Annotated in this window: 27 protein-coding genes and 1 pseudogene; 13 read left to right on the forward strand and 15 right to left on the reverse strand. The window is 71.0% G+C overall.

The features are described from left to right. Positions 1-12 precede the first annotated feature (12 nt). The 5 genes from ACXJ1Y_RS02905 to ACXJ1Y_RS02925 all read right to left on the reverse strand — a co-directional run bounded on the left by ACXJ1Y_RS02905 (position 13) and on the right by ACXJ1Y_RS02925 (position 2600). The gene (locus ACXJ1Y_RS02905) at positions 13-237 is read right to left on the reverse strand and encodes a hypothetical protein (protein WP_463848677.1); all 225 of its coding nucleotides are present in this window, start codon (positions 235-237) and stop codon (positions 13-15) included. 88 nt (positions 238-325) lie between these two features. Continuing rightward, positions 326-613: a type II toxin-antitoxin system RelE/ParE family toxin gene (locus tag ACXJ1Y_RS02910; RefSeq protein ID WP_463848678.1), complete on the reverse strand. Its 288-nt coding sequence runs from the start codon at positions 611-613 to the stop codon at positions 326-328. Then, positions 610-852: a CopG family ribbon-helix-helix protein gene (locus ACXJ1Y_RS02915; RefSeq protein ID WP_463848679.1), complete on the reverse strand. Its 243-nt coding sequence runs from the start codon at positions 850-852 to the stop codon at positions 610-612. Before ACXJ1Y_RS02915 ends, ACXJ1Y_RS02910 begins: the two co-directional genes overlap by 4 nt. Positions 853-924: 72 nt before the next feature. Continuing rightward, on the reverse strand, positions 925-1476 hold the full coding sequence (locus ACXJ1Y_RS02920) for an RBBP9/YdeN family alpha/beta hydrolase (RefSeq protein ID WP_463848680.1): 552 nt from the start codon (positions 1474-1476) through the stop codon (positions 925-927). A gap of 47 nt (positions 1477-1523) precedes the next feature. Next, positions 1524-2600 (reverse strand): apurinic/apyrimidinic endonuclease family protein, encoded by a 1077-nt coding sequence (locus ACXJ1Y_RS02925; RefSeq protein ID WP_463848681.1) that lies wholly within the window; start codon positions 2598-2600, stop codon positions 1524-1526. 176 nt (positions 2601-2776) lie between these two features. Here ACXJ1Y_RS02925 and ACXJ1Y_RS02930 point away from each other — a divergent pair, with 176 nt between their 5' ends. The 3 genes from ACXJ1Y_RS02930 to ACXJ1Y_RS02940 all read left to right on the forward strand — a co-directional run bounded on the left by ACXJ1Y_RS02930 (position 2777) and on the right by ACXJ1Y_RS02940 (position 5601). Further along, the gene (locus ACXJ1Y_RS02930) at positions 2777-3880 is read left to right on the forward strand and encodes a YihY/virulence factor BrkB family protein (RefSeq protein WP_463850016.1); all 1104 of its coding nucleotides are present in this window, start codon (positions 2777-2779) and stop codon (positions 3878-3880) included. 44 nt (positions 3881-3924) lie between these two features. Further along, positions 3925-4332, forward strand: a complete 408-nt coding sequence (gene msrB, locus ACXJ1Y_RS02935) for a peptide-methionine (R)-S-oxide reductase MsrB (protein ID WP_342163693.1) — start codon at positions 3925-3927, stop codon at positions 4330-4332. Between the two features lie 300 nt (positions 4333-4632). Further along, positions 4633-5601 carry a hypothetical protein gene (locus ACXJ1Y_RS02940; protein WP_463848682.1) on the forward strand — a complete coding sequence of 323 codons (969 nt, stop codon included), beginning with the start codon at positions 4633-4635 and terminating at the stop codon, positions 5599-5601. Between the two features lie 13 nt (positions 5602-5614). Here the strand turns inward: ACXJ1Y_RS02940 and ACXJ1Y_RS02945 are convergent, their stop codons facing one another. Then, on the reverse strand, positions 5615-6046 hold the full coding sequence (locus ACXJ1Y_RS02945; protein WP_463848683.1) for a L,D-transpeptidase: 432 nt from the start codon (positions 6044-6046) through the stop codon (positions 5615-5617). A gap of 245 nt (positions 6047-6291) precedes the next feature. On the opposite strand from ACXJ1Y_RS02945, the gene ACXJ1Y_RS02950 reads away from it, so the two are divergent. Continuing rightward, positions 6292-7668: a dicarboxylate/amino acid:cation symporter gene (locus tag ACXJ1Y_RS02950; RefSeq protein ID WP_463848684.1), complete on the forward strand. Its 1377-nt coding sequence runs from the start codon at positions 6292-6294 to the stop codon at positions 7666-7668. Beyond that, entirely contained in the window at positions 7665-8585 is a 921-nt protein-coding gene (locus ACXJ1Y_RS02955) for an ROK family protein (RefSeq protein ID WP_463848685.1), read from the forward strand. Before ACXJ1Y_RS02950 ends, ACXJ1Y_RS02955 begins: the two co-directional genes overlap by 4 nt. A gap of 187 nt (positions 8586-8772) precedes the next feature. Here ACXJ1Y_RS02955 and ACXJ1Y_RS02960 read toward each other — a convergent pair whose 3' ends face one another. Further along, positions 8773-9822, reverse strand: coding sequence for an HpcH/HpaI aldolase/citrate lyase family protein (locus ACXJ1Y_RS02960; RefSeq protein ID WP_463848686.1), 1050 nt, complete (start codon positions 9820-9822; stop codon positions 8773-8775). Positions 9823-9970: 148 nt separating this feature from the next. On the opposite strand from ACXJ1Y_RS02960, the gene ACXJ1Y_RS02965 reads away from it, so the two are divergent. The 4 genes and pseudogenes from ACXJ1Y_RS02965 (at position 9971) to ACXJ1Y_RS02980 (ending at position 12569) form a co-directional block, all read left to right on the forward strand. Then, a complete protein-coding gene (locus ACXJ1Y_RS02965; protein WP_463848687.1) occupies positions 9971-10711 on the forward strand; it encodes a response regulator in 741 nt (246 codons plus the stop codon). Between the two features lie 3 nt (positions 10712-10714). After that, complete coding sequence (locus tag ACXJ1Y_RS02970; RefSeq protein WP_463848688.1) at positions 10715-12058, forward strand: sensor histidine kinase; 1344 nt, start codon at positions 10715-10717, stop codon at positions 12056-12058. Between the two features lie 103 nt (positions 12059-12161). Further along, positions 12162-12236, forward strand: a pseudogene (locus tag ACXJ1Y_RS02975) (DUF4258 domain-containing protein); the annotation flags it as partial. 135 nt (positions 12237-12371) lie between these two features. Then, a complete protein-coding gene (locus tag ACXJ1Y_RS02980) occupies positions 12372-12569 on the forward strand; it encodes a DUF2283 domain-containing protein (protein WP_463850017.1) in 198 nt (65 codons plus the stop codon). Between the two features lie 10 nt (positions 12570-12579). On the opposite strand, the gene ACXJ1Y_RS02985 is transcribed toward ACXJ1Y_RS02980, so the two are convergent. Next, positions 12580-13479 (reverse strand): alpha/beta fold hydrolase, encoded by a 900-nt coding sequence (locus tag ACXJ1Y_RS02985; RefSeq protein ID WP_463848689.1) that lies wholly within the window; start codon positions 13477-13479, stop codon positions 12580-12582. A 133-nt stretch (positions 13480-13612) separates the two neighbouring features. Between ACXJ1Y_RS02985 and ACXJ1Y_RS02990 the strand changes: the two genes are divergently transcribed. Both ACXJ1Y_RS02990 and ACXJ1Y_RS02995 read left to right on the forward strand, forming a co-directional pair. Further along, positions 13613-14023 carry a YidB family protein gene (locus ACXJ1Y_RS02990; protein WP_463848690.1) on the forward strand — a complete coding sequence of 137 codons (411 nt, stop codon included), beginning with the start codon at positions 13613-13615 and terminating at the stop codon, positions 14021-14023. 88 nt (positions 14024-14111) lie between these two features. Beyond that, positions 14112-14453: a YidB family protein gene (locus ACXJ1Y_RS02995; protein WP_463848691.1), complete on the forward strand. Its 342-nt coding sequence runs from the start codon at positions 14112-14114 to the stop codon at positions 14451-14453. Positions 14454-14504: 51 nt separating this feature from the next. Here the strand turns inward: ACXJ1Y_RS02995 and ACXJ1Y_RS03000 are convergent, their stop codons facing one another. Next, complete coding sequence (locus ACXJ1Y_RS03000) at positions 14505-16019, reverse strand: peptidoglycan DD-metalloendopeptidase family protein (protein ID WP_463850018.1); 1515 nt, start codon at positions 16017-16019, stop codon at positions 14505-14507. Between the two features lie 176 nt (positions 16020-16195). On the opposite strand from ACXJ1Y_RS03000, the gene ACXJ1Y_RS03005 reads away from it, so the two are divergent. Then, positions 16196-16732 (forward strand): GNAT family N-acetyltransferase, encoded by a 537-nt coding sequence (locus tag ACXJ1Y_RS03005; RefSeq protein ID WP_463848692.1) that lies wholly within the window; start codon positions 16196-16198, stop codon positions 16730-16732. A gap of 61 nt (positions 16733-16793) precedes the next feature. On the opposite strand, the gene ACXJ1Y_RS03010 is transcribed toward ACXJ1Y_RS03005, so the two are convergent. From ACXJ1Y_RS03010 to ACXJ1Y_RS03035, 6 genes are all read right to left on the reverse strand, one after another. Further along, a complete protein-coding gene (locus ACXJ1Y_RS03010; protein WP_463848693.1) occupies positions 16794-18059 on the reverse strand; it encodes a porin in 1266 nt (421 codons plus the stop codon). A 200-nt stretch (positions 18060-18259) separates the two neighbouring features. Beyond that, entirely contained in the window at positions 18260-19114 is an 855-nt protein-coding gene (locus ACXJ1Y_RS03015) for a 23S rRNA (adenine(2030)-N(6))-methyltransferase RlmJ (RefSeq protein ID WP_463848694.1), read from the reverse strand. 59 nt (positions 19115-19173) lie between these two features. Continuing rightward, on the reverse strand, positions 19174-19842 hold the full coding sequence (locus ACXJ1Y_RS03020; protein WP_463848695.1) for a ribonuclease T2 family protein: 669 nt from the start codon (positions 19840-19842) through the stop codon (positions 19174-19176). 14 nt (positions 19843-19856) lie between these two features. Continuing rightward, on the reverse strand, positions 19857-20321 hold the full coding sequence (locus ACXJ1Y_RS03025; RefSeq protein WP_463848696.1) for a hypothetical protein: 465 nt from the start codon (positions 20319-20321) through the stop codon (positions 19857-19859). 266 nt (positions 20322-20587) lie between these two features. Beyond that, the gene (locus tag ACXJ1Y_RS03030; RefSeq protein ID WP_463848697.1) at positions 20588-20848 is read right to left on the reverse strand and encodes a type II toxin-antitoxin system ParD family antitoxin; all 261 of its coding nucleotides are present in this window, start codon (positions 20846-20848) and stop codon (positions 20588-20590) included. A gap of 233 nt (positions 20849-21081) precedes the next feature. Then, complete coding sequence (locus ACXJ1Y_RS03035; protein ID WP_463848698.1) at positions 21082-22092, reverse strand: extensin-like domain-containing protein; 1011 nt, start codon at positions 22090-22092, stop codon at positions 21082-21084. 130 nt (positions 22093-22222) lie between these two features. Here ACXJ1Y_RS03035 and ACXJ1Y_RS03040 point away from each other — a divergent pair, with 130 nt between their 5' ends. Next, the gene (locus ACXJ1Y_RS03040; protein ID WP_463848699.1) at positions 22223-23452 is read left to right on the forward strand and encodes an amidase; all 1230 of its coding nucleotides are present in this window, start codon (positions 22223-22225) and stop codon (positions 23450-23452) included. Positions 23453-23457 lie beyond the last annotated feature (5 nt).

Genomic DNA, 23457 nt, shown 5'->3' on the forward strand with positions numbered 1-23457 from the left:
GTCGTCGGGCGCTCAGCGCCCGGCGGCCGCCCGCCGGTTGGCGATGCGGGAGAACATGTTGCCGGTGTAATCGGCGACCTTGGGCTTCTCAGGCTCGCCGACCTGAGCCTCGAACGCCTCGATCCGCTTCAGCAGGGCGGTATCGTTGAACAGCGACGAGTTGAACGTCTTGTGGGCACGGGGGCCGAGGGCGGCCTGGACCGCGTCGAGGCGGGCGAGGAGCTCTTTGCGCGTCACGGGTTTCTCCGGGGGCGGGACGGCAGCACGCCACCCCAGGGCCAACACTCGACGCCCCGAGGGTAAACGCGGGGTTAACGCGGGGCGGTCAAAAGCGCGAATGGGGCCAAGCACGGGCGCCGTGCATGATGGCCAGCACTTCGACCGTTTCGTCGATGATCCGATACGGCACAATGTAGGGTGTGCCTGACACGACGAGTTCGCGGGTTCCGAGTACGCGACCGGGCCGACCACGCTCCGGGTAGAGAATCAGCCCGTCGATTGCCTCGCGCAGGCGATCGATGACCCGTTGGGCGGCCGCCGGGTCATCCACGCCGATATAGGCACGGACATCCCCAAGATGGCGCAGGGCGCGCCGGGTGAACCGTACTCTCACCGTGGCGCGAACGCCGCCTCGACCTCCTCGGTGGAAGCGAAGTCGCCGGCATCGGCCTCTCGCAGGGCAGCCTCGATCTCGGTGCGCTGCCAACGGTCGGTCTCGACCAGGGCATCCACGGCGTCGTTCAGGAGATCGATAGGCGGGCGCGCCTGCCTTTCGGCGAGCGAAACGAGGGCGGTCCGGCGGACCGGATCGAGCAGGGAGACGGCGGACGGTTCGGTCGACAGGCGAGCCATGAGTCGAAGTCTAGCGGCCGTTGAGAGCTTCGCAACAGGGATCGGCGCCATCGCCCCGGACGCATCCCAACTTCACAACCCCTTCAAGAATCCGGCCAGCCGCATCAACCCCTCCGGCCAGGGCCCGTGGCCGCTGGCGACGTTGATGTGGCCCGATTCGCCCGCATCGACGGTGAGTGCGCCCCAGGAATGGGCGAAGTCGTCGGCGCGGTCGTAGGTGCAATGGGGGTCGGTGCGGCTCGCCACCAGCAGGGACGGGAAGGGCAGGGGGTCGCGGGGGACGGGGGCGAAGGCGCGCACAGAGTCGGGGAGGTGGAGGGCCTCCTCCACGTCGGGGAACGCCACGAACAACGCGCCGCGCACCACGCCCTCGGGGAAACGCGGCACCGCCTCGACGCAGGCCACGACGCCGAGGCTGTGGGCGATGAGGATGACGGGCTTCGTCGCCTCTCCGACCGCCGCGGCCACCCGCCCGCACCATTCCTCGGGGGTGGGGACGTGCCAGTCGTCCTGCGCGACGATCCGGGCCGTCGGGAGGCGCCCGGCCCAGCGGGCCTGCCAGTGGCCTTCCTCGGAGCCCCCGAGCCCGGGCACGATCAGGATGTCGCAATCGGCGGTCTTCATGACAGGATGCCTAGAGCAGGCCCCCGGCGCCGCGCAAGTCTCGGCGCTCAGGCGGCCGCCGCCTGCTCCAAAGCGAGGATGTGGGCGGCGATCTGCATGGAGGCGAGGTTCTTGTGCTTGGCCTCGATCTCGAAATCGGCCCAGGCGAGGTGCCGGGACACGAGGTCGTTCACCGCCCGGTTCCACATCAGATCCGAATGGGCCGCGAGGTCCCGCACCGAATGGCCCGCCTCGCGCAACGCGGGGAAGTCCGGGAGGCGGCTCTCCGCGCCCTCGGTGATGACGGCCTCCCGCGAGACGCTGATATGCGCCACCGGCCGCACCCCACGCCAGGATTCGATCACCCGGCCGATCCGGGCATCGTCCGGTTCGAGATATTCGCCGCCGCTCTGCACCCAGTGATGGTGCAGGTCGAGGACGACGGGCACGAGGTCGGCCAACCGCAGCACCTCGTCGAGGCCGAACAGGTTCTCGTCGTTCTCCACCGTCACGAGGTCGCGGGCGAGGCGGCTCGCCCGCGGCAGGGTCTCGCGAAAGCCCGCGACGCCGGGGTCGCCTGCGCCGACATGGATGTTGATGTGCGCGCCGTGCGGATGCCAGCCGCCGCCATAGCCCATCAGGCCGAACAGCTCGGCGTGGTAGTCGAGTTCGGAGAGGCCGTTCTCGATCGCCGCCGGGTTCCGGCTCGCGATCAGGCAGAACGGGCCGGGGTGGAAGCTCAGCCGCACCCCGAGCTTGCGCGCGAGGGCCCCGGCCTCGGCCAGCCCCGTCTCGACGGTCTTACGCATCGCCGGCTCGGCATAGAGCGCCTGGACGGACAGGTGCGTGTAGCCGGGCAGGACGTTGCTGCCCATGCGCAGCAGCCGCTCCAGGGGAGGGCGGGCGCCGACCCAGGCGATCTGGCGCGACAGGGCCGTCAGGTTGTGCGTCACGACGCCGACAAGCTTCTCCCGCCGGGCGGCGGGGTCGAGCTTGGCGAGATGCGCCATGGTCACGGTCGTCAGGTTCATGGCGCGGGTGGCCTCCCGCGCGGCCTTGAGGGTGGCATGGGTGCCCGGCGGCTCGTCGAGGACGAAGGTGCAGCAGAATCCGAGGCGTGCGGGCGAGGGGGCGCGGTTTGGCATGGGGGCACAACGCGCGAGGCGCCGTTCCGTCACGCGGAACGGGCCGGCGAGGCCGACGTTTGCGAAACAGCGGAGCGTGGCAATACCGCCCACCTCGCCCCGGCCGAACCCCGATGACGACGCCTTCCCCCCGCCCCGGCGGCCCGCCCGATCAAGCCTCGACCCTGTGGATCCTGATGCTCGGCTCGGCGCTCGTCGCGCTGACCCTCGTCCAGCCGAGGCGGGACGCCGCCGCGATCCCCGCGCCGGAGCCGGACCCGGAGGGCCGGCGCAAGCCGGCCTCGACCCTTGGGGCGCGCTCCATCGAGGGCCATGCGGCGCGGCTCATCACGGCGACGCAGCCCGAGCGCGGGCGCCACGCCGAGCACCCGGCGGATATCCCCGCCTCCGGCTGGAAGGACATCCTGATCCGCGTCTATCTCGAATTCATCAAGGACAGGGTGCTCGCCGTCGCGGCGGGCGTGACCTTCTACACCCTGCTCGCCCTGTTCCCCGGCATCATCGCCCTGGTGACGCTCTACGGCCTGTTCGCGGATGCCAGCGTCATCAACGAGCACCTCGCGCAGCTCCACGCGGTGCTGCCCTCGGGCGCGGTGGAGATCATCGGCGATCAGGTGAAGCGCATCGCGTCCAAGCCCGGCGGCACGCTGGGGCTCACCTTCTTCACCGGCCTGCTCGTGTCGATCTGGAGCGCGAACGCCGCGATGAAGGCGATGTTCGACGCCCTGAACGTCGTCTACGAGGAGGAGGAGAAGCGCAACTTCTTCATGCTGAACCTGCGCTCCCTCACCTTCACGGTGGGCGGGCTGATCTTCGCGATCATCGCCCTGAACGCCATCGTCGTGGTGCCGGTGGTGTTCAACTTCCTCGGGCTCGGCTCGGAGGCGTGGCTGATCGCGGCGCTTCGCTGGCCCGCCCTGCTGCTGGTGATCCTCGGCGCGCTCTCGGTGCTCTACCGGTTCGGGCCGAGCCGGCAGCACGCGCGCTGGCGCTGGGTCGGCGTCGGGAGCCTCGTGGCGGGGCTGCTCTGGCTCGTCGCCTCGCTGCTCTTCTCCTGGTACGTGTCGAGCTTCGGCACCTACAACGAGACCTACGGGTCGCTCGGCGCCGTGATCGGCTTCATGACCTGGATCTGGATCTCGTCCACGATCGTGCTGCTCGGCGGGGAGATCAACGCCGAGATCGAGCACCAGACCGGGCGCGACACCACCACGGGCAAGCCCCTGCCGCTGGGCGCCCGCCGGGCGCGGATGGCCGACACGGTCGGCGCGGCGGCATGACGGGCGGGGGGAGGCTTCCTATATCCGGTGGGAAGGAGACACCCATGTCCGACAGCATCACCGCCCCCGCCGAGACCCTGAGCGACGCGGAATGGCGCGCTCGCCTCAGCCCGGATCAGTACCGCGTGCTCCGTGAGCACGGCACGGAACGGGCCGGCACGTCCTGCCTCCTCGCCGAAAAGCGGGCGGGCACCTTTGCCTGCGCCGGCTGCGGCCAGCCCCTGTTCGAGCAGGGCACGAAGTATGAATCCGGCACCGGCTGGCCGAGCTTCTTCGCGCCCCTCGAAGGCGCGGTGGAGACCACCACCGACCGCAGCTACGGCATGTCCCGCACCGAGGTCCATTGCGCCCGGTGCAAGGGCCATCTCGGCCACGTCTTCGAGGACGGCCCGGCCCCGACCGGCCTTCGCTACTGCATGAACGGCGCGGCCCTGGCTTTCGAGCCCGCCTGACGAATCCCGTGGATGGGGAGCGGGGATCGTGGGGAAACTCTCCTCACGATCCCCCCTGCCTCCCGCCTACCGCCTTGATTTCGGCGCCATTTTGCGTAGTCGCTCTATAGACTACGGGATTGGTCTTGCGCCTGTTGCGGAACGCTACAGTCAGGCTTTGCATTTCGCGATGCAGCGCAAGCTCGAAACCCACCGAACCGTTCGCTCGACTTGCACGTGACTCGGTGCGTCGAAGGTGACCGGACCAATCGGTCGTACCCGAGCGCCTTGCCGGGCCGGGCGTGAGGAGTGAAACAGTCCATGAGCACAACCCGCAGGTTCCTCGTCGCCCCGGCCCTCGTGAGGCTCCTCCGCAAGGAGCGGGGCAGCAGCCGGATCACCGAAGGCCATTTCGCCCCGCAGGGCGGCCGCAATTCCTTCGTTCGCGTGGACGGGCAGGCCTGCCAGCTCATCCTCGTCAACAACGGCGTCGAGGAGCGCACCGAGGTGCCGCGCGCCCACGGCGACGCCCTGCTCGACGTCTGCCCCGGCAAGGCCGCCTACGACCGCACGACCCTGGCCGCCGGCGGCCGGGAGATCGTGGTGGACCGCTACGTCTCCCCCGGCAGCATCGACCTCGTGAGCGTCGTGTTCGACGATGCCTCGCAGGCCTCCGCCTACCAGGCGCCGGTGTGGTTCGGCCGCGAGGTGACGAACGAGCCGACCTTCGAGCGCTCCGCCCTGGCGATCCAGGGCGTGCCGGCGGCGGCCGAGCTGTCGCTCAGCAATGCCGCCCTCGACGCGGTGCTGGACATCATCGAGCCGCGCTTCGGCTTCGGCCGCTACAATTCCCCCTCGCGCGCCTCCGAGAACCTCGACAGCCTCTCCGGCACCCTGCGCCGCCCGGCCGCGCCGCCGGCCCCCGAGCCCGCCCGCCCGGCCCCCGAGCCGGAGATCCAGGTGCCGGCCCCGCTGCCGATCCCGGCGCCCGAGCCCGCCCCGGCGCTGGCCGAACTGCCGGCCCCCGAGCCCGAGCCGCATCACGAGCCGGCCGAGGAGCCCCGTCACGAGGCGCCCCGCGCCGAGGATCACGGCCCGGCGACCGCGTCCGGCACCCCGGCCGAGGCCGTGCACGGCGATGCCCGCATCGACGACGTGATCGAGAGCCTGTCGGCGGCGCTCGGCGCGGCGATCCACCAGAACCCGGCCCAACCCGAGAAGCCGGAGGATCCGGGCGCGGTGTTCGAGCGCTGGACCGTCCGGCCCCGCCGCACCCAGAACCAGGGCTGAGGGGGGAACCCCCTCAGTTGCGGATGATCACCGCCGCCCCGCCGTAGTTCCTGGCGAGGCGGAACAGGGTGGCCGCATGGCCGGGCGAGAGGCGGATGCATCCGTGGCTCGCCCGGCGGCCGAGGGCGCCCGTGGCGTAGGTCCCGTGGATGGCATAGCCGCCCCGGAAGAACATCGCGTGCGGCATCGGCGAGCCGTGATACTTGCGCGAGCGCCACATCGTGGCCATCCGGCCGACCCGGTAGGCGCCGTTGGGCGTGACGAAGCCTTGCCGCGCCGTTGAGACCGGCCATTCGAAGGCCGGCGCCCCATCGACATAGACCCGCATCCTCTGCTGCCCCTGATCGATCCGGGCGACGACGCCCGCTGCGGCGGGGAGGGCGGGCAAGAGGCATGTCAGCGCCGCCCCGAGGAGGCCGGCACGGAGATGGAAAATCCTCGACATGGGGTGTCACCGGAGGCTGACGCGGCGGCCGGCGTCGACACGAACCCTCTTGGTTGCAGTATCGCGCACGCCTAAAGCCAAGGTGACGCATTGCCGGTCCGGTGAAGACCGCGCGGCGGCGGCAATTGACAGGTTTTTGTCACCGGAGGCTTGAGGCGGACTACGGACACGCCGTTGAGATGCCTACCGAAGCCGGATAGCGTGACACACAGGGAGACGCGCGGGGATCGCGCGGAGGATAGAGAATGGCACAGGCGATCCACGCGACGGGGGGCACGGCCACCGCTCCCAAGGAGCCCTGGTACAAGGTGCTCTACATCCAGGTGCTGATCGCGATCGCGCTCGGCATCCTGCTCGGCTGGTACGATCCGGCGACCGGCAAATCGCTCAAGTGGCTCGGTGACGCCTTCATCGCGCTCATCAAGATGATGATCGCGCCCATCATCTTCTGCACCATCGTCCACGGCATCGCCTCGATCGGCGACCTGAAGAAGGTCGGTCGGGTTGGGTTGAAAGCGCTCATCTACTTCGAGGTGGTCTCCACTCTGGCGTTGCTCATCGGCGTGATCGTCGGCGAGGTGATCCAGCCCGGCGCCGGCTTCCATGCCGACCCGTCGAAGCTCGATGCCAGCAAGGTCGCGAGCTATGCGAGCAAGGCCGCCGCGGATTCGACCGTCGCGCACATCATGGCGCTGATCCCGAAGAGCTTCTTCGACGCCTTCGCCACGGGCGACCTGCTGCAGGTGCTCCTCGTCTCGATCCTCACCGGCTGCGTCGTCACGGGGCTCGGCGAGAAGGCCGCCGTGGTCAGCAGCGCCATCGACACCGCTGGGCAGATCTTCTTCCGCATCATCGGCATCATCGTGAAGCTCGCGCCGCTCGGCGCGTTCGGCGCAATGGCCTTCACCATCGGCGAATACGGCATCCAGAAGGTCTACGACCTCGGCCAGCTCGTTGCGACCTTCTACCTGACCTCGCTGCTGTTCGTGCTCGTGGTGCTCGGCACCATCGCGCGGGTGTCGGGCTTCTCGATCCTGAAGTTCCTCGCCTACATCAAGGACGAGCTGCTGATCGTGCTCGGCACCTCGTCCTCCGAGACGGTGCTGCCGCACATGATGACCAAGATGCGCCGCCTCGGCGCGTCGGATTCGGTCGTCGGCCTCGTGGTGCCGACCGGGTATTCGTTCAACCTCGACGGCACCAATATCTACATGACGCTCACCACCCTCTTCCTCGCGCAGGCGGTGGGGGCGGACCTGTCGATCGGCCAGTACGCGACGATCATCCTCGTGGCGATGCTCACCTCGAAGGGCGCCTCGGGCGTGACCGGCGCGGGCTTCATCACCCTCGCCGCGACCCTCTCGGCCATCCCGAACAACCCCGTGCCGGTGGCCGCAATGACCCTGGTGCTCGGCATCGACAAGTTCATGTCCGAGTGCCGCGCGCTCACTAACCTCGTCGGCAACGGCGTAGCCTGCGTGGTGGTCGCCCGCTGGGAGGGCGAACTCGACCGGACCAAGCTCAACGAGGTGATGGCCAACCCGATCGGGATCGGCACGGCGGTGACGGACAACTCGCCCGCCCCGGTCTCGACCGAGGTCAAGGTCGCCGCCGCGGAGTGACGACCGCGACGGCACGGCTCGGGATCGACCTCGGCGGCACCAAGATCGCCGGGGTCGTCCTCGCCCGGGACGGGCGCCGCCTCGCCGAGGCCCGCGTCCCGGCCCCCAGGGGCGATTACGGGGCCACCGTCGCGGCGGTGGCCGACCTCGTCCTGCGGCTGGAGCGGGAGGCCGGGCGCCCCTGCAGCGTGGGCGTCGGCATGCCCGGCAGCCTGTCGCCCGCCACCGGCCTCGTCCGCAACGCCAATTCCCACTGGCTGATCGGCCATCCCTTCGGCGCCGACCTCGCCGCCCGGCTCGACCGCCCGGTGCGGGTCGCCAACGACGCCGACTGCCTCGCCGTCTCCGAGGCGACGGACGGGGCGGGGGCGGGCGCCCGCGTGGTCTGGGCGATCATCCTCGGCACGGGCGTCGGCTCCGGGCTCGCCATCGAGGGGCGGCTGCATGCGGGGCGCAACGGCATCGCCGGGGAGTGGGGCCACGGCCCGCTGCCCGGCCCAAGGGACGACGAGCGGCCGGGCCCGGCCTGCTATTGCGGCCGGCACGGCTGCGTCGAGACCTGGGTCTCGGGTCCCTCGCTCGCCGCCGACCACGCCCGGCGCCACGGCGGCACGCCGACCGCCGAGGCCGTGGTGGCGGCCGCGCGCGGCGGCGACGCGGCGGCGCGGGAGACCCTGGCGCGGCATCTCGACCGCCTCGGCCGCGCGGCGGCGCAGGTGGTGAACGTCCTCGATCCGGACGTGATCGTAGTCGGGGGCGGGCTCTCGCGCATCCCCGAGTTGATCGCCGGACTACCGGACGCCATGCGCCCGCACATCTTCTCCGACGCGTTCGACACCCCCGTCCGCGCGAGCCTGCACGGCGACGATTCCGGCGTGCGCGGGGCCGCGTGGCTGTGGGGCACCGAGACGGTGTGAGGCGCCTTCGACATGATCGAAGAGACGCAACCTCCTACCCATCACCTCATCCTGAGGTGCGGCGAAGCCGCCTCGAAGGAGGGTTCCAGGGATCGCAGAGCGTTCTGGAGCCCTCCTTCGAGGCCCGCTGACGCGGGCACCTCAGGATGAGGCAGAGGGTAGGAGGGCGGGACGAGGCCGCCCCGCCTCACCCCAGATCGTAAACCTTCGCCAGATCCGGGTCCTTGGCGGCCACGAGCTTGGCGAGGTCGACGATGACCTTGGCCTGCTTCCACGTGGCGTCGTCCTGCATCTTGCCGTCGAGCATCACGGCGCCGGTCCCGTCGGGCATGGCGGCGACGATGCGGGCGGCGAAGGCGACCTCGGCCGGGTCCGGCGCGAAGACCGTCTTGGCGAGCGCCACCTGGCTCGGATGCAGCGTCCAGGCCCCGGCGCAGCCCATGAGGAAGGCGTTGCGGAACTGCACCTCGCAGGCGGCCAGATCCGAGAAGTCGCCGAACGGGCCGTAGAAGGCCTTGATGCCGTTCGCCATGCAGGCATCGACCATCCGGGCGATGGTGTAGTGCCAGAGGTCCTGCTGCGCGCTGGCGCGGGGGGCGTCGCCCGCCGGATCGGCGATGACCCGGTAATCGGGGTGGCCGCCGCCGACGCGGGTGGTCTTCATGCCGCGCGAGGCCGCGAGGTCGGCCGGCCCAAGGCTCATGCCGTGCATGCGCGGCGAGGCGCAGGCGATGGCATCGACGTTGGCGACGCCCTCGGCGGTCTCGAGGATGGCGTGGACGAGGATCGGCTTCGTCACCCCGTGGCGCGCTTCGAGCTGCGCCAGCAACTGGTCGATGTAGTGGATGTCCCACGGGCCCTCGACCTTGGGCACCATCACCACGTCGAGCTTGTCGCCGACCTCGGAGACGATGGTGAACAGGTCGTCCAGAATCCACGGGGAGTTCAGGGCGTTGATGCGCGTCCACAGCCCCGTCTGGGTCGCGGCGAAGTCGGTCGCCTGCGCCATGGCGACGAAGCCCTTGCGCGCCGCCTCCTTCTGGTCGGCCGGCACCGCGTCCTCCAGGTTGCCGAGCACCACATCGACGGTGGGGGCGAGGTCCGGCACGCGGGCGCGCACCTTGTCGTTGTGCGGCGGTACGAAGTGGATCATCCGCTCCAGCTTCACGGGCAGGTCCCGGAAGGGAGCCGGCGCGCCGGTCGCGAGCGGCTGGAAGAAGCGGCGGGGCAGTTTCATCGCGTGCGGCCTTCGGCTCTGGCGTTCCTCGTGACGGGGTTATGGCACGGCAACGGCCGAGGTAAAGGCGTGCTTTCGTCCTGTAACGTTTTGTGACGGCGGCTTTTCCGCCGTTGCGGGCCGGGCCGGGGCGCCTATTCTTCCCCGTATGAACGAGGGCACCACGCTCGCCATCGTCGAGGACGACCCCGAAATCCGGGCGCTGCTCGGCGGCTTCCTGGAAGGCGAAGGCTTCCGCGTCGAGAGCCTCGACGGGGGCGCCGCCCTCGACCGGCGCCTCGCCCAGGGACCGGCGCCGGACCTCATCGTGCTCGACTGGATGCTGCCCGGCGAGGACGGCCTCTCGATCTGCCGCCGGCTGCGCGAGGGCGGCGGCCCGCCCGTCGTGATGCTCACAGCCAAGGACGAGGACATCGACCGGGTGCTCGGCCTGGAAATGGGCGCGGACGATTACGTCTCGAAGCCGTTCAACCCCCGCGTGCTGCTGGCCCGCATCCGGGCGGTGCTGCGGCGGACGCGCGGGGGCCACGGCACCGTCGCGGAGGCCCCATCAGCGGAACGGCTGCGGGCCGCCGACCTCGTGATCGACCCCGCCGCCCGCTCGGTCCACGCGGACGGGGAGGGCGGGGCGCCGCGCGAGGTGACGCTCACCAGCGCCGAGTTCGACCTGCTGATGTGCTTCGTCACGCGGCCGCAGCGGGTGCTGTCCCGCGACCAGCTGCTCGATTGGACCAGGGGCCGCGTCGCGGACGTGTTCGACCGGACCATCGACGTGCAGGTCAGCCGCCTGCGCAAGCGGCTGGACGAGGCGGGCAGCGGCCTGCCGGCCCTGATCAAGACAGTGCGCAACGCCGGCTACATCCTCGCCGCCCCCGTCCGGCCGGCCTGAGCCATGCTGAGCCGCATCGGCCTGCTCGGCCGGATCATGCTGATCCTGATGGCCGCCCTCGGCGCGGTGATCGTGGGCGCGATCCTCGTCGGCCGCATGGAGCCCGCGAACACCCGCAGCGCGCAGGTCGCGCCCTATCCGCGCCTGGAGCAGGCGGCGGGGGTGATCGACCTGCTCTCCCGCGCCGACCCGTCCCTGCGGCCGACCATCCTGCGCGCGGTGAGCGGCATCCGCCTGCACGCCGCCCTCGCGGACGTCGCCCCGCCAGGCGAGGGGCTGCGCCGCCTCCCGCGCTCGGAGGCGATGCTGCGGGCCTTCTCGGAGGCGCTGCAGCGGCCCGGCCCCGGCAAGGACGACGGGCTTCGCGCCTATACCGACGGCGAGGGCGGCCGCGCGACCCGCATCGTCGCCCGCCTGGAGGACGGGTCGATCCTCGTCCTCGACGAGATCGAGCCGCAACGGGCGATCTCCCTGAAGCTGTTCGGCCTCGCGCCGGGGCTATGGATCGGCATCCTCGGCATCGCCGTGGCGGGGCTGGCGCTGCTCGGGGCGCAGCGGGAGATGCGGCCCCTGCGCCGCCTGAGCGCGGCGGCGGAGGCCTTCGACGGCTCGCCCCCCGCCGGTCCCGTACCGGTATCCGGCGCGCCGGACGTGCAGCGCCTCGCCCGGTCGGTCCACGCCATGCAGGAGCGGGTGGCGGCGCTGCTGCAGGAGCGCTCGTTCCTGATCGGGGCGATCTCGCACGACCTCAAGACCTACCTGACCCGCCTGCGCCTGCGCGCCGAATCCTGGCCGGATGCGCAGGGCCGCGAGCGCATGGCCGCCGACATCGACGGCATGACCGACCTGATCGAAACCTCGCTCGCCTTCGCCCGGGGCACCACCGTCTCGCAGATCCGGGGTCGGGTCGATCTCGCCGACCTCGCGGCGGTGGAGGCGGCGGAACGCTCGGCCCTCGGCCAGCCGGTCGCCCTCGTCGGAGAGGAGGTGGCCGAGGCCACCGTGCCGGGGGATGCGGTCGCCCTGCGCCGGGTGATCGCCAACCTCCTCGACAACGCGGTGAAGTTCGGGCGCGGCAAGGTCGAGATCGCCGTCGAGGCCGGGCCGGAGCAATGCAGCCTGCGGGTCGAGGATGACGGCCCCGGCGTCGGAAGCGCCGAGGCCGCCGCGATCTTCAGCCCGTTCTACCGGATCGAGGGCTCCCGCAACCGCCGCACCGGCGGCAGCGGGCTCGGCCTCGCCATCGCCCGCCAGATCGCCGAGGCCCATGGCGGCGCCATCGCCGTCTGCCCCGGCCGGCTCGGCGGGGCATGCTTCACGCTCACGCTGCCGCGCGCGGGGGTGTGAGGATAAGTATTAACGGAATATTGATATGGCACCGTTACGGCAATGATTCGTTAACGAATAAGCGGCCGTGCAAATCACTGACGGCGCCCACGCCATCGACATGATGACGGAACGCGGCCTCGACCGAGAATGGATCGAGCGAACCCTCATCGCGCCCGATGCCACAGAGCCCGATCCGACGCACCCCGAACGGGTCCGTGCCTTCCGCGCAGTGCCCGAACGCGACGGGCGGATACTCCGTGATATACGTCCCCACGGAGGACGGCGCGCGTGTCGTGACCGCCTTCCTCGATCGGAACCGGAGGCGTTCGCCGTGAAGTCGCGCTACGATGCAGAGGCCGACGCCCTGTACGTCCGCTTCGCCGAGGCTCCCGTCGCGGAGAGCGAGGAAGTGCGCCCCGGCCTCGTGATCGATCTCGACGCCACCGGGCGCATCGTCGCCGTCGAGATCCTCGACGTCTCCCAGCATCTCTCGAAGGATGCCGACCTGACCCGCCTGACGGCGGCCTGATCGGCTCCCCTCACAACAACTCCCGCACCGCCTGCGCGAAGGCCTCCGGCGCCTCCTGGGGGACGTTGTGGCCGATGCGCGGCAAGCGGCGGTAGTGGTAGGGGCCGCTGAAACGGGCCGCGTCGCCATCATCCGATTGCGGCGGGAAGACGCCGCCGTCGCTGCCCTCCAGCACGATCGTCGGCACGCCGATCCTGGGCTGGGGCGCGAGCCGCGCCTCGATCCCCGCATAGGCGGGGTCGCCCGGCACCACGCCGTAGCGGACGCGGTAGGAGTGGATCACCACCTCCACGAAATCCGGGTTGTCGAAGGCCTTGACCGTGCGCGCCACGGTCGCCGCGTCGAAGTCCCAATGCGGCGACCATTGCCGCCACAGCATTTCCGCAATGCCGGCGCGGTTCTCGCTCAGGCCCGCCCGGCCGCGCTCGGTGTGGAAGTAATACTGGTACCAGAGCCGGCTCTCGGCCTCGGCCGATGCGGGACGGTTGGCGCGGGCCACGTCGTGGATGTTGTAGCCGCTGCCGCCGGAGACCAGCCCGCGCACCCGCTCCGGCCACAGGGCCGCGACGACGCAGGCCGCGCGCCCGCCCCAATCGTAGCCCGCCACCACCGCCCGCGCGATGCCGAGGGCATCGAGGAAGGCGAGGAGGTCGGCCCCCAGGGCGGCCTGCTCCCCGGAGCGGGGCGTCGCCGCGTCGAGGAAGCGCGTCGGCCCGTAGCCGCGCAGATACGGCACGAGGCAGCGCACGCCCTGGCCGGCGAGGATCTCCGCCGCAGGCAGGCAGGCGTGGACGTCGTAGGGGAAGCCGTGGAGCAGGATGGCCGGAGGCCCGTCCTCCGGTCCGGTCTCGTGATAGGCGATGTCGAGGACACCGGCGCGGACGTGCTTCACGGAACCGGCTGCGGCCATGTCCTGTCGCTCCCTCACGGCGGCGCGCGTGACGTGCCGCACGTGCTCCGCGTCGCACAGCCTTGCCGACCCTGTCCAGCGCCCGAACTTGCCTGCTCGGACGAACTCTTTTCCAGCGGAAGGACGGGTGGCGATGGGGCTCTTGGACGGGGTGAAGGCGGTAATCGGTGATCTCGCGGCGGCGACCGAGCGGACCATCGCGGAGGTCGGGGGCCGTAACATCCCCATGGCCTTCGCGAAGTTCCATCCCGGCGGGCTGGCGGGCTTCCTCGACCGGCTACGGCAGGACGGCCACGGCGCGCAGGTCGATTCCTGGCTCGCCGGCACGGACCCGCGCCCCGTGCCCGCCGCCGCCATCGCGCACGCGCTGCCGGATCGCGTGGCCGACAGCCTCGCCACGGACCTCTCCCTCTCGCGGGAACGCCTGCCCATCGCCCTGTCGGAGTTCCTGCCCGCCGCGGTGACGGGGCTCAGCGAGAACGGACGGCTGAAGCCGCAGCCGGTCTTTTCCAGCACGCAAGTGGTGGACAAGCCGGCCAGCTGAGCTTTCGGCCGGTCTCCGTGACGACGCGGCCGCGGACAGACACTATTGTCGCCGCCGAGGGCCATCCGGCCCCGGCGGAGATTGGCAGATGAGTGTATTCGATTCGCTCGGCGGCTCGTTGCAGCAGATGGCGATGAAGGCGCTGCCCGGCATCATCCAGCAGGTGCTGCCCGGCGGCCTGAACGCCCTGCTCGATCAACTGCGGCGCCACGGCTACGAATCGCAGGTGAATTCCTGGCTCGGGCGCGGCCCCAACGAGCCGATCACCGCCGAGGACTTGCAGAAGGTCATCGGGAACGAGCAAGTCCGCGCCATGGCGACGAAGCTCGGCATCCCCGTGGATCAGCTCTTTCCCACCCTGGCCAAGGCCCTGCCGGAGACCGTGGACCAGCACAGCCCGAACGTAGAATTGCAGCCGCCGAAGGCCTGAAACGAAAACGGCGGCCCCAAGGGACCGCCGCTGGCGTGCGAGGCGTTTGCCTCAGTTGCTGGCGAGTTGCGACATCGGATCGACCGGAGCGCCGCTCTTGCGGATCTCGAAGTGCAGCTGCGGCGAGGTCACGTTGCCGGAGGCGCCGGACTTCGCGATGGTCTGGCCGCGCTTGACCTTGTCGCCGGGCTTCACGTCCAGCTCGCCGTTATGGGCGTAGGCCGAGACGTAGCCGTTGGCGTGCCGCACGAGCACCAGCTTGCCGTAGCCCTTCACGTCCGAGCCGGCATAGGCGACGGTGCCTTCCTCGGCGGCCTTGACCGGCGTGCCCTCGGGCAGGGCGATGTTGATGCCCTCGTTGCCCGACGAGCCGTAGCCCGCGATCACCCGGCCCTTGGCGGGCCAGCGGAAGTTGTCGCTGCTCGCCTGGGCGGGCACCGAGGCGGTGGTGGCGGGCTCGGCCTTGGCCGGCTCAGCCTTGGCCGGGGCGGGCTCGGCCTTGGCGACCTCGACCTTCGGCGCCTTGGCGGCCTTCTCGGCGGCGGCCTGCTTGGCCGTCTCCTTGGCGCTTTCCTTGGCAGCCTCGCGCGCCGCCTTGGCCTCGGCGAGCTTCTGGGCCGCCTCGGCCTTGGCCGCGCTCTTCGCGGCGTCCTTGGCGGCTTCCTTGGCCGCGTCCTTCGCGTCCTTCGCCGCAACCTTGGCCTTGTCGGCGGCCTTCGCGTCGGCAGCCTTCGCGTCCGCCGTCTTGGTCTGGCCGGGGCGGACGTGCTTCTTGTCGCTCTCCTTCACGGCGGCGAGCTTGCGCGCCTTCTCCTCGGCGGCCTTGGCCTCGGCCGCCTTGTGGGCGGCGAGTTCCTTGGCCTCCCGGGCCTCCTTCTCGCGGGCCTCGCGGGCTTCCTTCTCGCGGGCCTCCTTGGCATCCTTCTCGCGGGCGGCGACGCGCTTCGCCTCCTGCGCCCGGGAATCCCGCTCGCGGGCTTCCTTGGCCTCCAGGGCCTTGGCATCCTCGCGCTTCTCCTCGACGGCGCGCGCGGGGCGGGCGGTCATGGCGGCGGCGGAGGGGTTCAGGCCCGAGACGTTGTTGTAGGACGGGATGACGATCTCCCGGCCGGGGGTGATCTGGCTGGCGCTGGTCAGGCCGTTGGCCTGCAGGATCGCCGAGCCCGGCACGCCGTAGCGGGTCGCCATCTGGTTGAGGCTGTCGTTCTTCGAGACGGTGATGCGCGTGCCGCCCTGGGCGCTCCAGCCGGTGGAGCCCACGGAGGCGACCCGCGTCGGGCTCGCGGCGGCCGGCGGCGGCAGCGTGCTCGCCACGGGGGCGGGCCGCGACGCGCCGGGGGCGCCGAGCGCCTCGGACTGGATGCGGCCGGTGCGCAGGGGCGCCACGGGCTTGATGTCGTCATCCGGGAGGCTGCCCGTCGCGGCAGGCTCCGAGAAGGGGTTGGTGAAGGGGCTGCTCAGCCGCGACGCATCGGACGAACAGGCCGCCGCGCCACCACCGATGATCCCCACGAGGGCGACGCGCGACAGCGTCTGAAACCCCCTGACCGCTCCACGCACCCGCATCGACGCACCCGCCAGCACAACGCCACCCGATGCCGTCATGAAGCCGGATTCAGGTTAAGCAACCGTTCCCGTTCACCATGAGATGGCCTTGGAAACGGCGGGATGTGCGGTGCAGCAACACGCAGGGCGTGTGGGGCGCGGCTTCCCCGGGCGGCCCGGCACCCCACATCTCAGCGATGTTCAACCGGTCCTCCCCGCGAGACAGCCTCGCCGACCTGCCGCGCCTCGAAACCGCGCGGCTGATCCTCGGCGGGCTGGTGCCGGAGGATGCCCCCGCCCTCGCCCGCCTCACGGACGATCCGGCCATCACCGGGGCCATCGACTTCCTGCCCGAGCCCTTCACCCTGGAGGATGCGAAGGGCTTGATCCACGGTGGCAACCGCGAGCGCGACCGCTTCCTCGGCGCCTGGATCCGGGGGGAGGGCGGAGCCGCCGCCCTCGTCGGCGTGGTGGGCGCGCACCTGCGCGGCCCCGGCTTCATCGAGATCGGCTACTGGATCGGCGGCGCGGCCCGGGGCCGGGGCTTCGCCTTCGAGGCGGTCTCGGCGCTCGCGGGCCATCTCGCCCGGCGCTTTCCCGCCCGCACCCTGGTGGCGGAGTGCCGCCCGGCCAACACCGCCTCCTGGGGCCTCCTGCGCAAGCTCGGCTTCGAGGATACCGGCGCGGAGGGCCATCGGCCCGGTCGCCGCCTTCTCACGCTCGTGCGGCCCTGATCTCCAAACGAAAACGCCCCGGACGAGGGTCCGGGGCGCTTCGGCATCGGTGATGCGGCGATCAGAAGGTGATGCCGGTCTCGACCATGTAGCGGTCCTGCGAGGTCCGGTTGCCGTCGCGGCCGAAGCCGGTGCCCAGGGTGCCGTTGGCGATGCTGCCGCGGGTGATGCCCCCGAGCTCGACGTGGGCGTACTCGACCCGCAGGAAGTAGCGGTCCCAGGTGAAGGTCGGCGTGATGGTGATCGAGAAGGCGTTGCTGCCCGCGCCGTAGAGGAGGCTGGTCGTGCCCGAGCCGCGCACGCCGCTCTGCTCCTCGTACTCGACGCGGCCCGCCAGGGCGAAGTTGTCGGTGAAGGAATAGGCCGCCAGCAGCGCGCCGCCGTAGGTCGAGGCGCTCTGCACGATGCCGATGCGCTGGTCCGCCTCGACGTTGGTGAACTGGAAGTACGGCGTGATGATCCACGGGCCGTTCGAGTAGGTGTAGTTGATGTTGAAGATGCCGCTGTTCTGCTGGTTCAGCGGGGTCGCGAACTGGTAGCGCAGGCTGCGGTTGAGGACGTTCTGGCTGCCGAGATTCACGCCGCCGTTCACGCCGATCGTGTTCGAATCGTCGATCTTGTAGGCGACGTTACCGGTGAACCACGTGATGTCGCCGGAGAAGAACCCGTCCGTGCCGGCCACCGACACCGACCACGGGCCCTCGGCCCAATTCAGCTGCACGCCGTGGTTGATGACGTTCTCCTGCGCGAAGAGCAGGCCGCGGTTGATGTTGAGGTTCTGGAAGGTGAACGGCGCCTCGGAGCCGATGATGGTCGGCATCCGGCCGCCCTGCACCGACCACGCGTCGTTGATCTGGATCTTGCCGAAGGCCACCGGGAGGGGCGTGAACAGCAGGTCCGTCTGGTCGATGGCGCTCAGGTTCTGCACGCCGAGGCCGGGGATCGCGTAGGCGCCGCCCTGCACGTAGAACTGGAAGGTGCCCTCGGGCTTCTGGATCCAGCCCTGGAGGTTCGAGAAATCGAACCGGGCCGCCCGGTCGGGGGCGTAGCCGGGGGGCGCGAAGGCGGTCGGGAACGGGTTGTTCTGGGTGTAGCCGTAGCCCGTCAGCGCGCCGCCGATGTAGATGTCGCCGAGGCCGCCCACGCCGAAGCAGGTCGGGTTCGGGTTGGCCTTGATCACGCCGCCATAGGCCGGGCCGATCAGCGTCGCCTTGCACGGCTCGACCGGCGCCGGGACAGGCACCGGGGCCGGCATGTCGGCGGCGAAGGCGACCGTGGAGGAGAGCAGCGCGGCGGCCAGACCGGCCAGGGTGGAACGCTTCGGCATCGTCTTGCAGCTCGGTTCGGAGAATCTACGGCCAAGCTGCCATCAGGTGCGTTTCTGCACAAAAGCAAACTATTTGCACTTGCACACTTTTTGGGCAAATCCCGCGTCACAGCCGCGTTCGTTTCAGCGTTGTGGCTTGTGTGCCACATCTAGATGATGCGCTACGAATTCTTGAAGCTGCAGGGAAGGTACGGTTTAATTCAATCGAAACCTTTGGCACCGAGCGGATCGCATCGAAAACCACCATAGCCCGACTGGGCGAGTCGTTCGGCCAGCGCCGGCAGGAACACCAGGGCCTCCTCGGCGAGGCGCCAGGGCGGGTTCACCACGACGAGGCCGCTGCCGGACAGGCGGGTCGGGTCGTCGGGCCGCTCGATGAGCAGATCGAGGCGCAGCGCCGGGCGGGCGAGGCCGGCATCGAGCTCGGCCGCCATCCGGTCGATCGCCGCCGCATCCTTCACCGGGTACCACGCGAGGAAGATCCCGGTCGGCCACTTGGCCACCGCCTTCATGAGATGCGCGCCGAGCCGCTCCACCTCACCCGGCACCTCGTAGGGCGGGTCGATCAGCACGAGGCCGCGCCGCTCCGGGGGCGGGATCTGCGCGTTGACCGCCGTCCAGCCGTCGAGATGCAGCACCTTGGTGCGGGAATCGCTGTTGTAGCGCTCCTTCAGCACGGCCGCGTCCTGCGGGTGCAGTTCCACGAACACGCCCCGGTCGCCCGGCCGCAGGAACTCGCGGATCACCGCCGGGGAGCCGGGATAGGTGGTGGCGCCGTGCCGCTCCTGCGTCGCCGCCACCGCCGCGCGGTAGGGCGCGAGCAGCGCCTCCACCGGCTCCGGGAAAGGCTCGGCCAGCCGGCCCCAGCCGCCCTGCCACTCCCCGGTGCGGCGGGCCTCGTCGGCCTGGAGGTCGTAGATGCCCAGCCCCGCGAAGGCGTCGAGCGCCCGGAACGGTTTGTCCTTGAGGCCGAGATGGGCGAGGACGCGGGCGAGCACGAGGTGCTTGAGCACGTCGGCATGGTTTCCCGCGTGGAAGGCGTGCCGGTAATTCATGGCTGTGGCTCAAGCGGATCCGGCGCCGCCCGTCCAGGGCCGGGCCCCGGAATTTCGCTCTAGCGGGGCGGATCGAGGGCGATGTCCGGCGAGCGGCAATTGCTGCGGGCGAGTTCGGGGCAGGGGGTGTAGCCGCGCAGATCCTTCGCGAAGCAGATCCGCAACTCGGTCAATTGGCCCCGCGCGCAGTTCACCGACATCATGTCCGGCCGCAGGCCCTCGTTGGCGGCCACGAACTGGCGGGCGATGTCCAACGGCGCGAGCCGCTGCCCGCCCGCCTTCAGCCCCTCGGGGATCGTCACCGCCAGCCGCGCCTGCTTGGCGGCGGTGAAGTAGGAGGACGGATCGAGGCCCGAGCAGGTGCCGTGCTTGCGCCATTCGTGCCGGGCGAGGCCCTCGCTCGGATAGACCTGCCCCGCCACCTCCATCGCCTGCCGGGTGATCGGGCGCTGCACGGCGGAGCAGTTCTGCGGGTAGCCGCGGGTGTATTGCGGCCAGAGCCCGTGAACGACGAAGCCGAGGCCCCGGCCGGGGGCGCATTGCGGCTCGTCCCGGCGTGCGCCGTCCCCCTCGCAGAAGGTCGGCGACCAGGAGAGAGCGAGGACGTAGAAGTCGAAATCGCCCGGCGCGGCGCGGCGGCCGAACCCGCCGTAATCCTGCGCGGCGGCGGGCAAGGAGGCCAGGGCCGCCAGCCCGAGCAGGCCGGCGCGGAGCGCGGGCGGGCGCACGGTCGTCCGTCCGCTCAGGGCCGTGCCATCCGGCAGGCGGTGGCGTAGGCATAGGCGAGGTTGCGGTCGAGGCCGTGGACGCAGAACTCGACGCCCCAGGTGGACCCGATGATGCCGAGGCTCTCGCGCACCGAGTAGTCGATCTTCCGGTGCAACCCGTCCGACGTTGTGGCGACGGCCGAGCAGAACCGGCGCGGGATGGCATCGAGCCCCCAGGGGCGCCACGCCGTCCGCTCGATCCTGTCGAAGGAGACGATGGTCATGGAGGAGTTCCAGAACTTCGCTTCCTTCTCGGCGAAGTTCGTCGCCACCTTCTCCAGCACGTCCGGATCCTGGCAGCCCGGAATCTGCGAATCGTAGGGGAAGACGCGCTCCTCGGCGGGCTCGACGTCCTCGCGGGCGGAGCGGGCCTCGGCGGCGCAGACGGCGGTCACGCCGAGGGCGAGCCCGAGGGTGAGACGGACGAGGAAGGGGCGCATGACAAGGGTCCGAACCGGCATGATGGGACGATGGCCGGGGCGCGCCGTCAGTCAAGCCGCCGCCGCGCCGCGCCGGTGGATTGGGCGCCCGGTGCGGCCCGGACGCCACGGTGTCAGCGGCTCAGAATCAGGCCTCGAACTCGGCTTCGTCCAGATCGACGTAGCGGCTCAACACCCGCACCAGGGCGATCCCATCCGGGGCGTCCTGGGCGATGTAGCTCCAGAGGTCGAGCAAGTCCTCGGCGGCACGGGGGTGCCGCTGGATCCTACTCACCCTTCGCGGCCATGCGGCGCCGGGCTTCGGCCTTGATCGCCGCCATGTCGAGAGGCTCGGGCGCTCCGCTGTCCAGGCCCTCGCGGATGTCGCGGCGCAGGGCGTCGAGCTTGGCGGCGCGCACCTGCTCCCGCTCCTCGACCAGGCGCAGGCCGTCGCGCATCACCTCGCTCGCCGAGGCGTAGCGCCCGCTGGCGACGAGATCGCGAACGAAGCGTTCGTAATGCGCACCCAGGGTGTAGCTCGACGGCACGGATCCCTCCTGCGACGGGTCCAGACTATCACATTGTGATAGTCCGGCAATCGCGGGAGGCCCCGCCCTATCGCGGCGCCGACGACGAGGCCGGGTCCGGTGGGGTGGCCGGGACGACGGGGGTCGCCTTCGTCCACCACAGGCCGATCAACAGGATTCCAACGAAGATCGCGGCAAGGAAGCCGCCGAGCATGAGGCGTCGCATCAGTCCGGTATAGGGCGGACACGCCGGATCAGTAGATCGGACCCTCGACGGAGGGCGGGGGCGCGCCGAGTTGCAGCGGCTCGCCGTACTCCTCGCCCGGCTCCTCCGGCACGGCCGCGACGCGCGGGGCCGGGCGGGGGGCGAGGCTCGGGCGCGGCTGCACCGAGGTATAGGCCGAGGGCACCTGCGCCGGGACGCGCGCAGGGGCGCGGGCGACCTGCGTCGGGCTCGCGGCCTTCGACATCGGCGCGACGCCGTAGGGATCGTCCTCCTCGATATCAACAGGAGCCTGCGGCGGCGCGGGCTGGCGCGGCGGCGGGATGGGCTTCGAGAGCGGACGCGGGCCGTCGCCGCCGAGCTGCGGCGTGAACTTGATGAGCGGCTGGCAGATCCGGCGCAGGCCGCGCGGGTCGTGCCGGGCGAGGTCGACGTGGATGTGGTCGTAGTGGAACACGTTCGAGCCCGGCGCCAGCACCGTGGTGAAGCGCTGGCACGCGCCCAGGAACACCTCGCGCAGGAAGCCCTGCTCGGCCTCCGTGCCGCGCCAGCCGCCCTTCACGGTGATGACGTGGCCGTCCGCCAGCTTGAAGGACATCACGTCCACGGCGTTGCCGAAGCCGTGCTCCGAGAGCTTGGCGCCGGGCTGGTTGTTGCGCCCCCGGCAGGAATAGGTGCCCGCGTTGATCTCGGCGACGGCCACGCCGAAATAGAGTTCGGCCGCCGGCTGGATCGTATCCGCGAGCCACGCCTCGGCCTCGGCGAGCGCCGGGCAGCCCAGCGTCATCCGCTGCTTCAGCAGCACGGAGCCGTTGCCGAGCCGCGTCACCCGGAAGGGCTGCTGCATGCCGCAGGGGCCGGGGCCGTCGATGGCGGCCGCCGGCGTGATGAATTCGGTCTGCGCCACCAACTTCTTGGCGAGGCACACCTGCTCCGCCTGGTCCCGCCACGGCTCGCGCCGTTCGAACCGGTTGACCGAGCAGGCCGTGAGGGCCGCCCCGAACAGGGCCAGGCCTGAGAACGCGAGAACGCTACGCCGCATGAACCGGACGGTGCGCACGATCCCGTAAACGCTTCGTCAAGCGCGATTCCGCTTTCCCGACCCCTGTGGCATCGCTCGATCCACGCCTTGCGCGGTTGACAGGCCCCCACCCTGGTCGACCACATAAGCAATGCTTTCGCTCCTCGATCTCCGCGCCCGTATCGCCGCCGGCACCCTCACGCCGGCCGGCGCCGTCGACCTCTGCCGGGAGGCCATCGCCGCGCGCGATCCGGCCATCGGCGCCTTCGTTGCCATCGATCCCGATCCGGCGATCCCGCAGGACGGGCCGCTCGCGGGCATCGCGGTCGGCATCAAGGACATCATCGACACCGCCACCCTGCCGACGCAGCTGGGCACCGCGCTCTACGAGGGCTGGCGCCCGAAGGCGGACGCGGCCGTCGTGGCGCGGCTGAAGGAGCGCGGCGCGGTGGCGCTCGCCAAGACCACCACCACCGCCTACGCCAGCTCAGACCCCACCGAGACGCGCAATCCGCACGATCCCGGCCACACGCCCGGCGGGTCGTCGGCGGGCTCGGCGGCAGCGGTGGGCGCCGGCATGCTGCCGCTGGCTTTGGGCACCCAGACGGCGGGCTCGGTGATCCGCCCGGCGAGCTATTGCGGCTGCGCGGCGATCAAGCCCTCCTTCCGGCTGATCCCGACGGTCGGGGTGAAGACGTGGTCCTGGGCCCTCGACACGGTCGGCCTGTTCGCGGCGGGCGTGGGCGACCTCGCCTATGCGCTCGCCGCCATCACCGGCCGGGACGGGATCGACGGGGAGGCCACGTCCGCCCCCCGCATCGCTCTGGTGCGGCAGGACTTCGCGGAGGCGCCCGAGCCCGCCGCCGAGGCGGCGCTCGCCACGGCCCGCGCCGCCGCCGAGCGGACGGGGGCACGGGTCTTCGACCTGACGCTGCCGCCGGAGCTCGCGCAGGCCTGGGACCGCCACGGCGCCATCCAGGATTTCGAGGCGCGGCAGGCGCTGGGCTGGGAGTTCACCGCCCATCGCGACAGCCTCCCGCCCCATGTCCGGCGGAACCTCGAAGCGGGCGACGCCACCGCCCCCGCGACCTACGACGACGCCCGCCGCCACGCCCACCGCGCCCGGCGGGTGCTGAAGGGGCTGTTCGGCGAGTTCGACGCCATCCTCACCTTCTCGGCCCCCGGCCCGGCCCCGGTGAGCCTCGCCTCCACGGGCGATCCGCGCTTCAACCGGCTCTGGACGCTGATGGGCGTGCCCTGCGTGAACGTGCCGGTGCCGGGCGACGGCCTGCCGGTGGGCGTGCAGGTCATCGGCCGGTTCGGCGGCGATGGGCAGGCGCTCGCCGTCGCCAAGCTGATCGAGGGGGCCATGCGGGGGTGAACGCC

This window comes from Methylobacterium sp. TK26 (assembly GCF_055361565.1).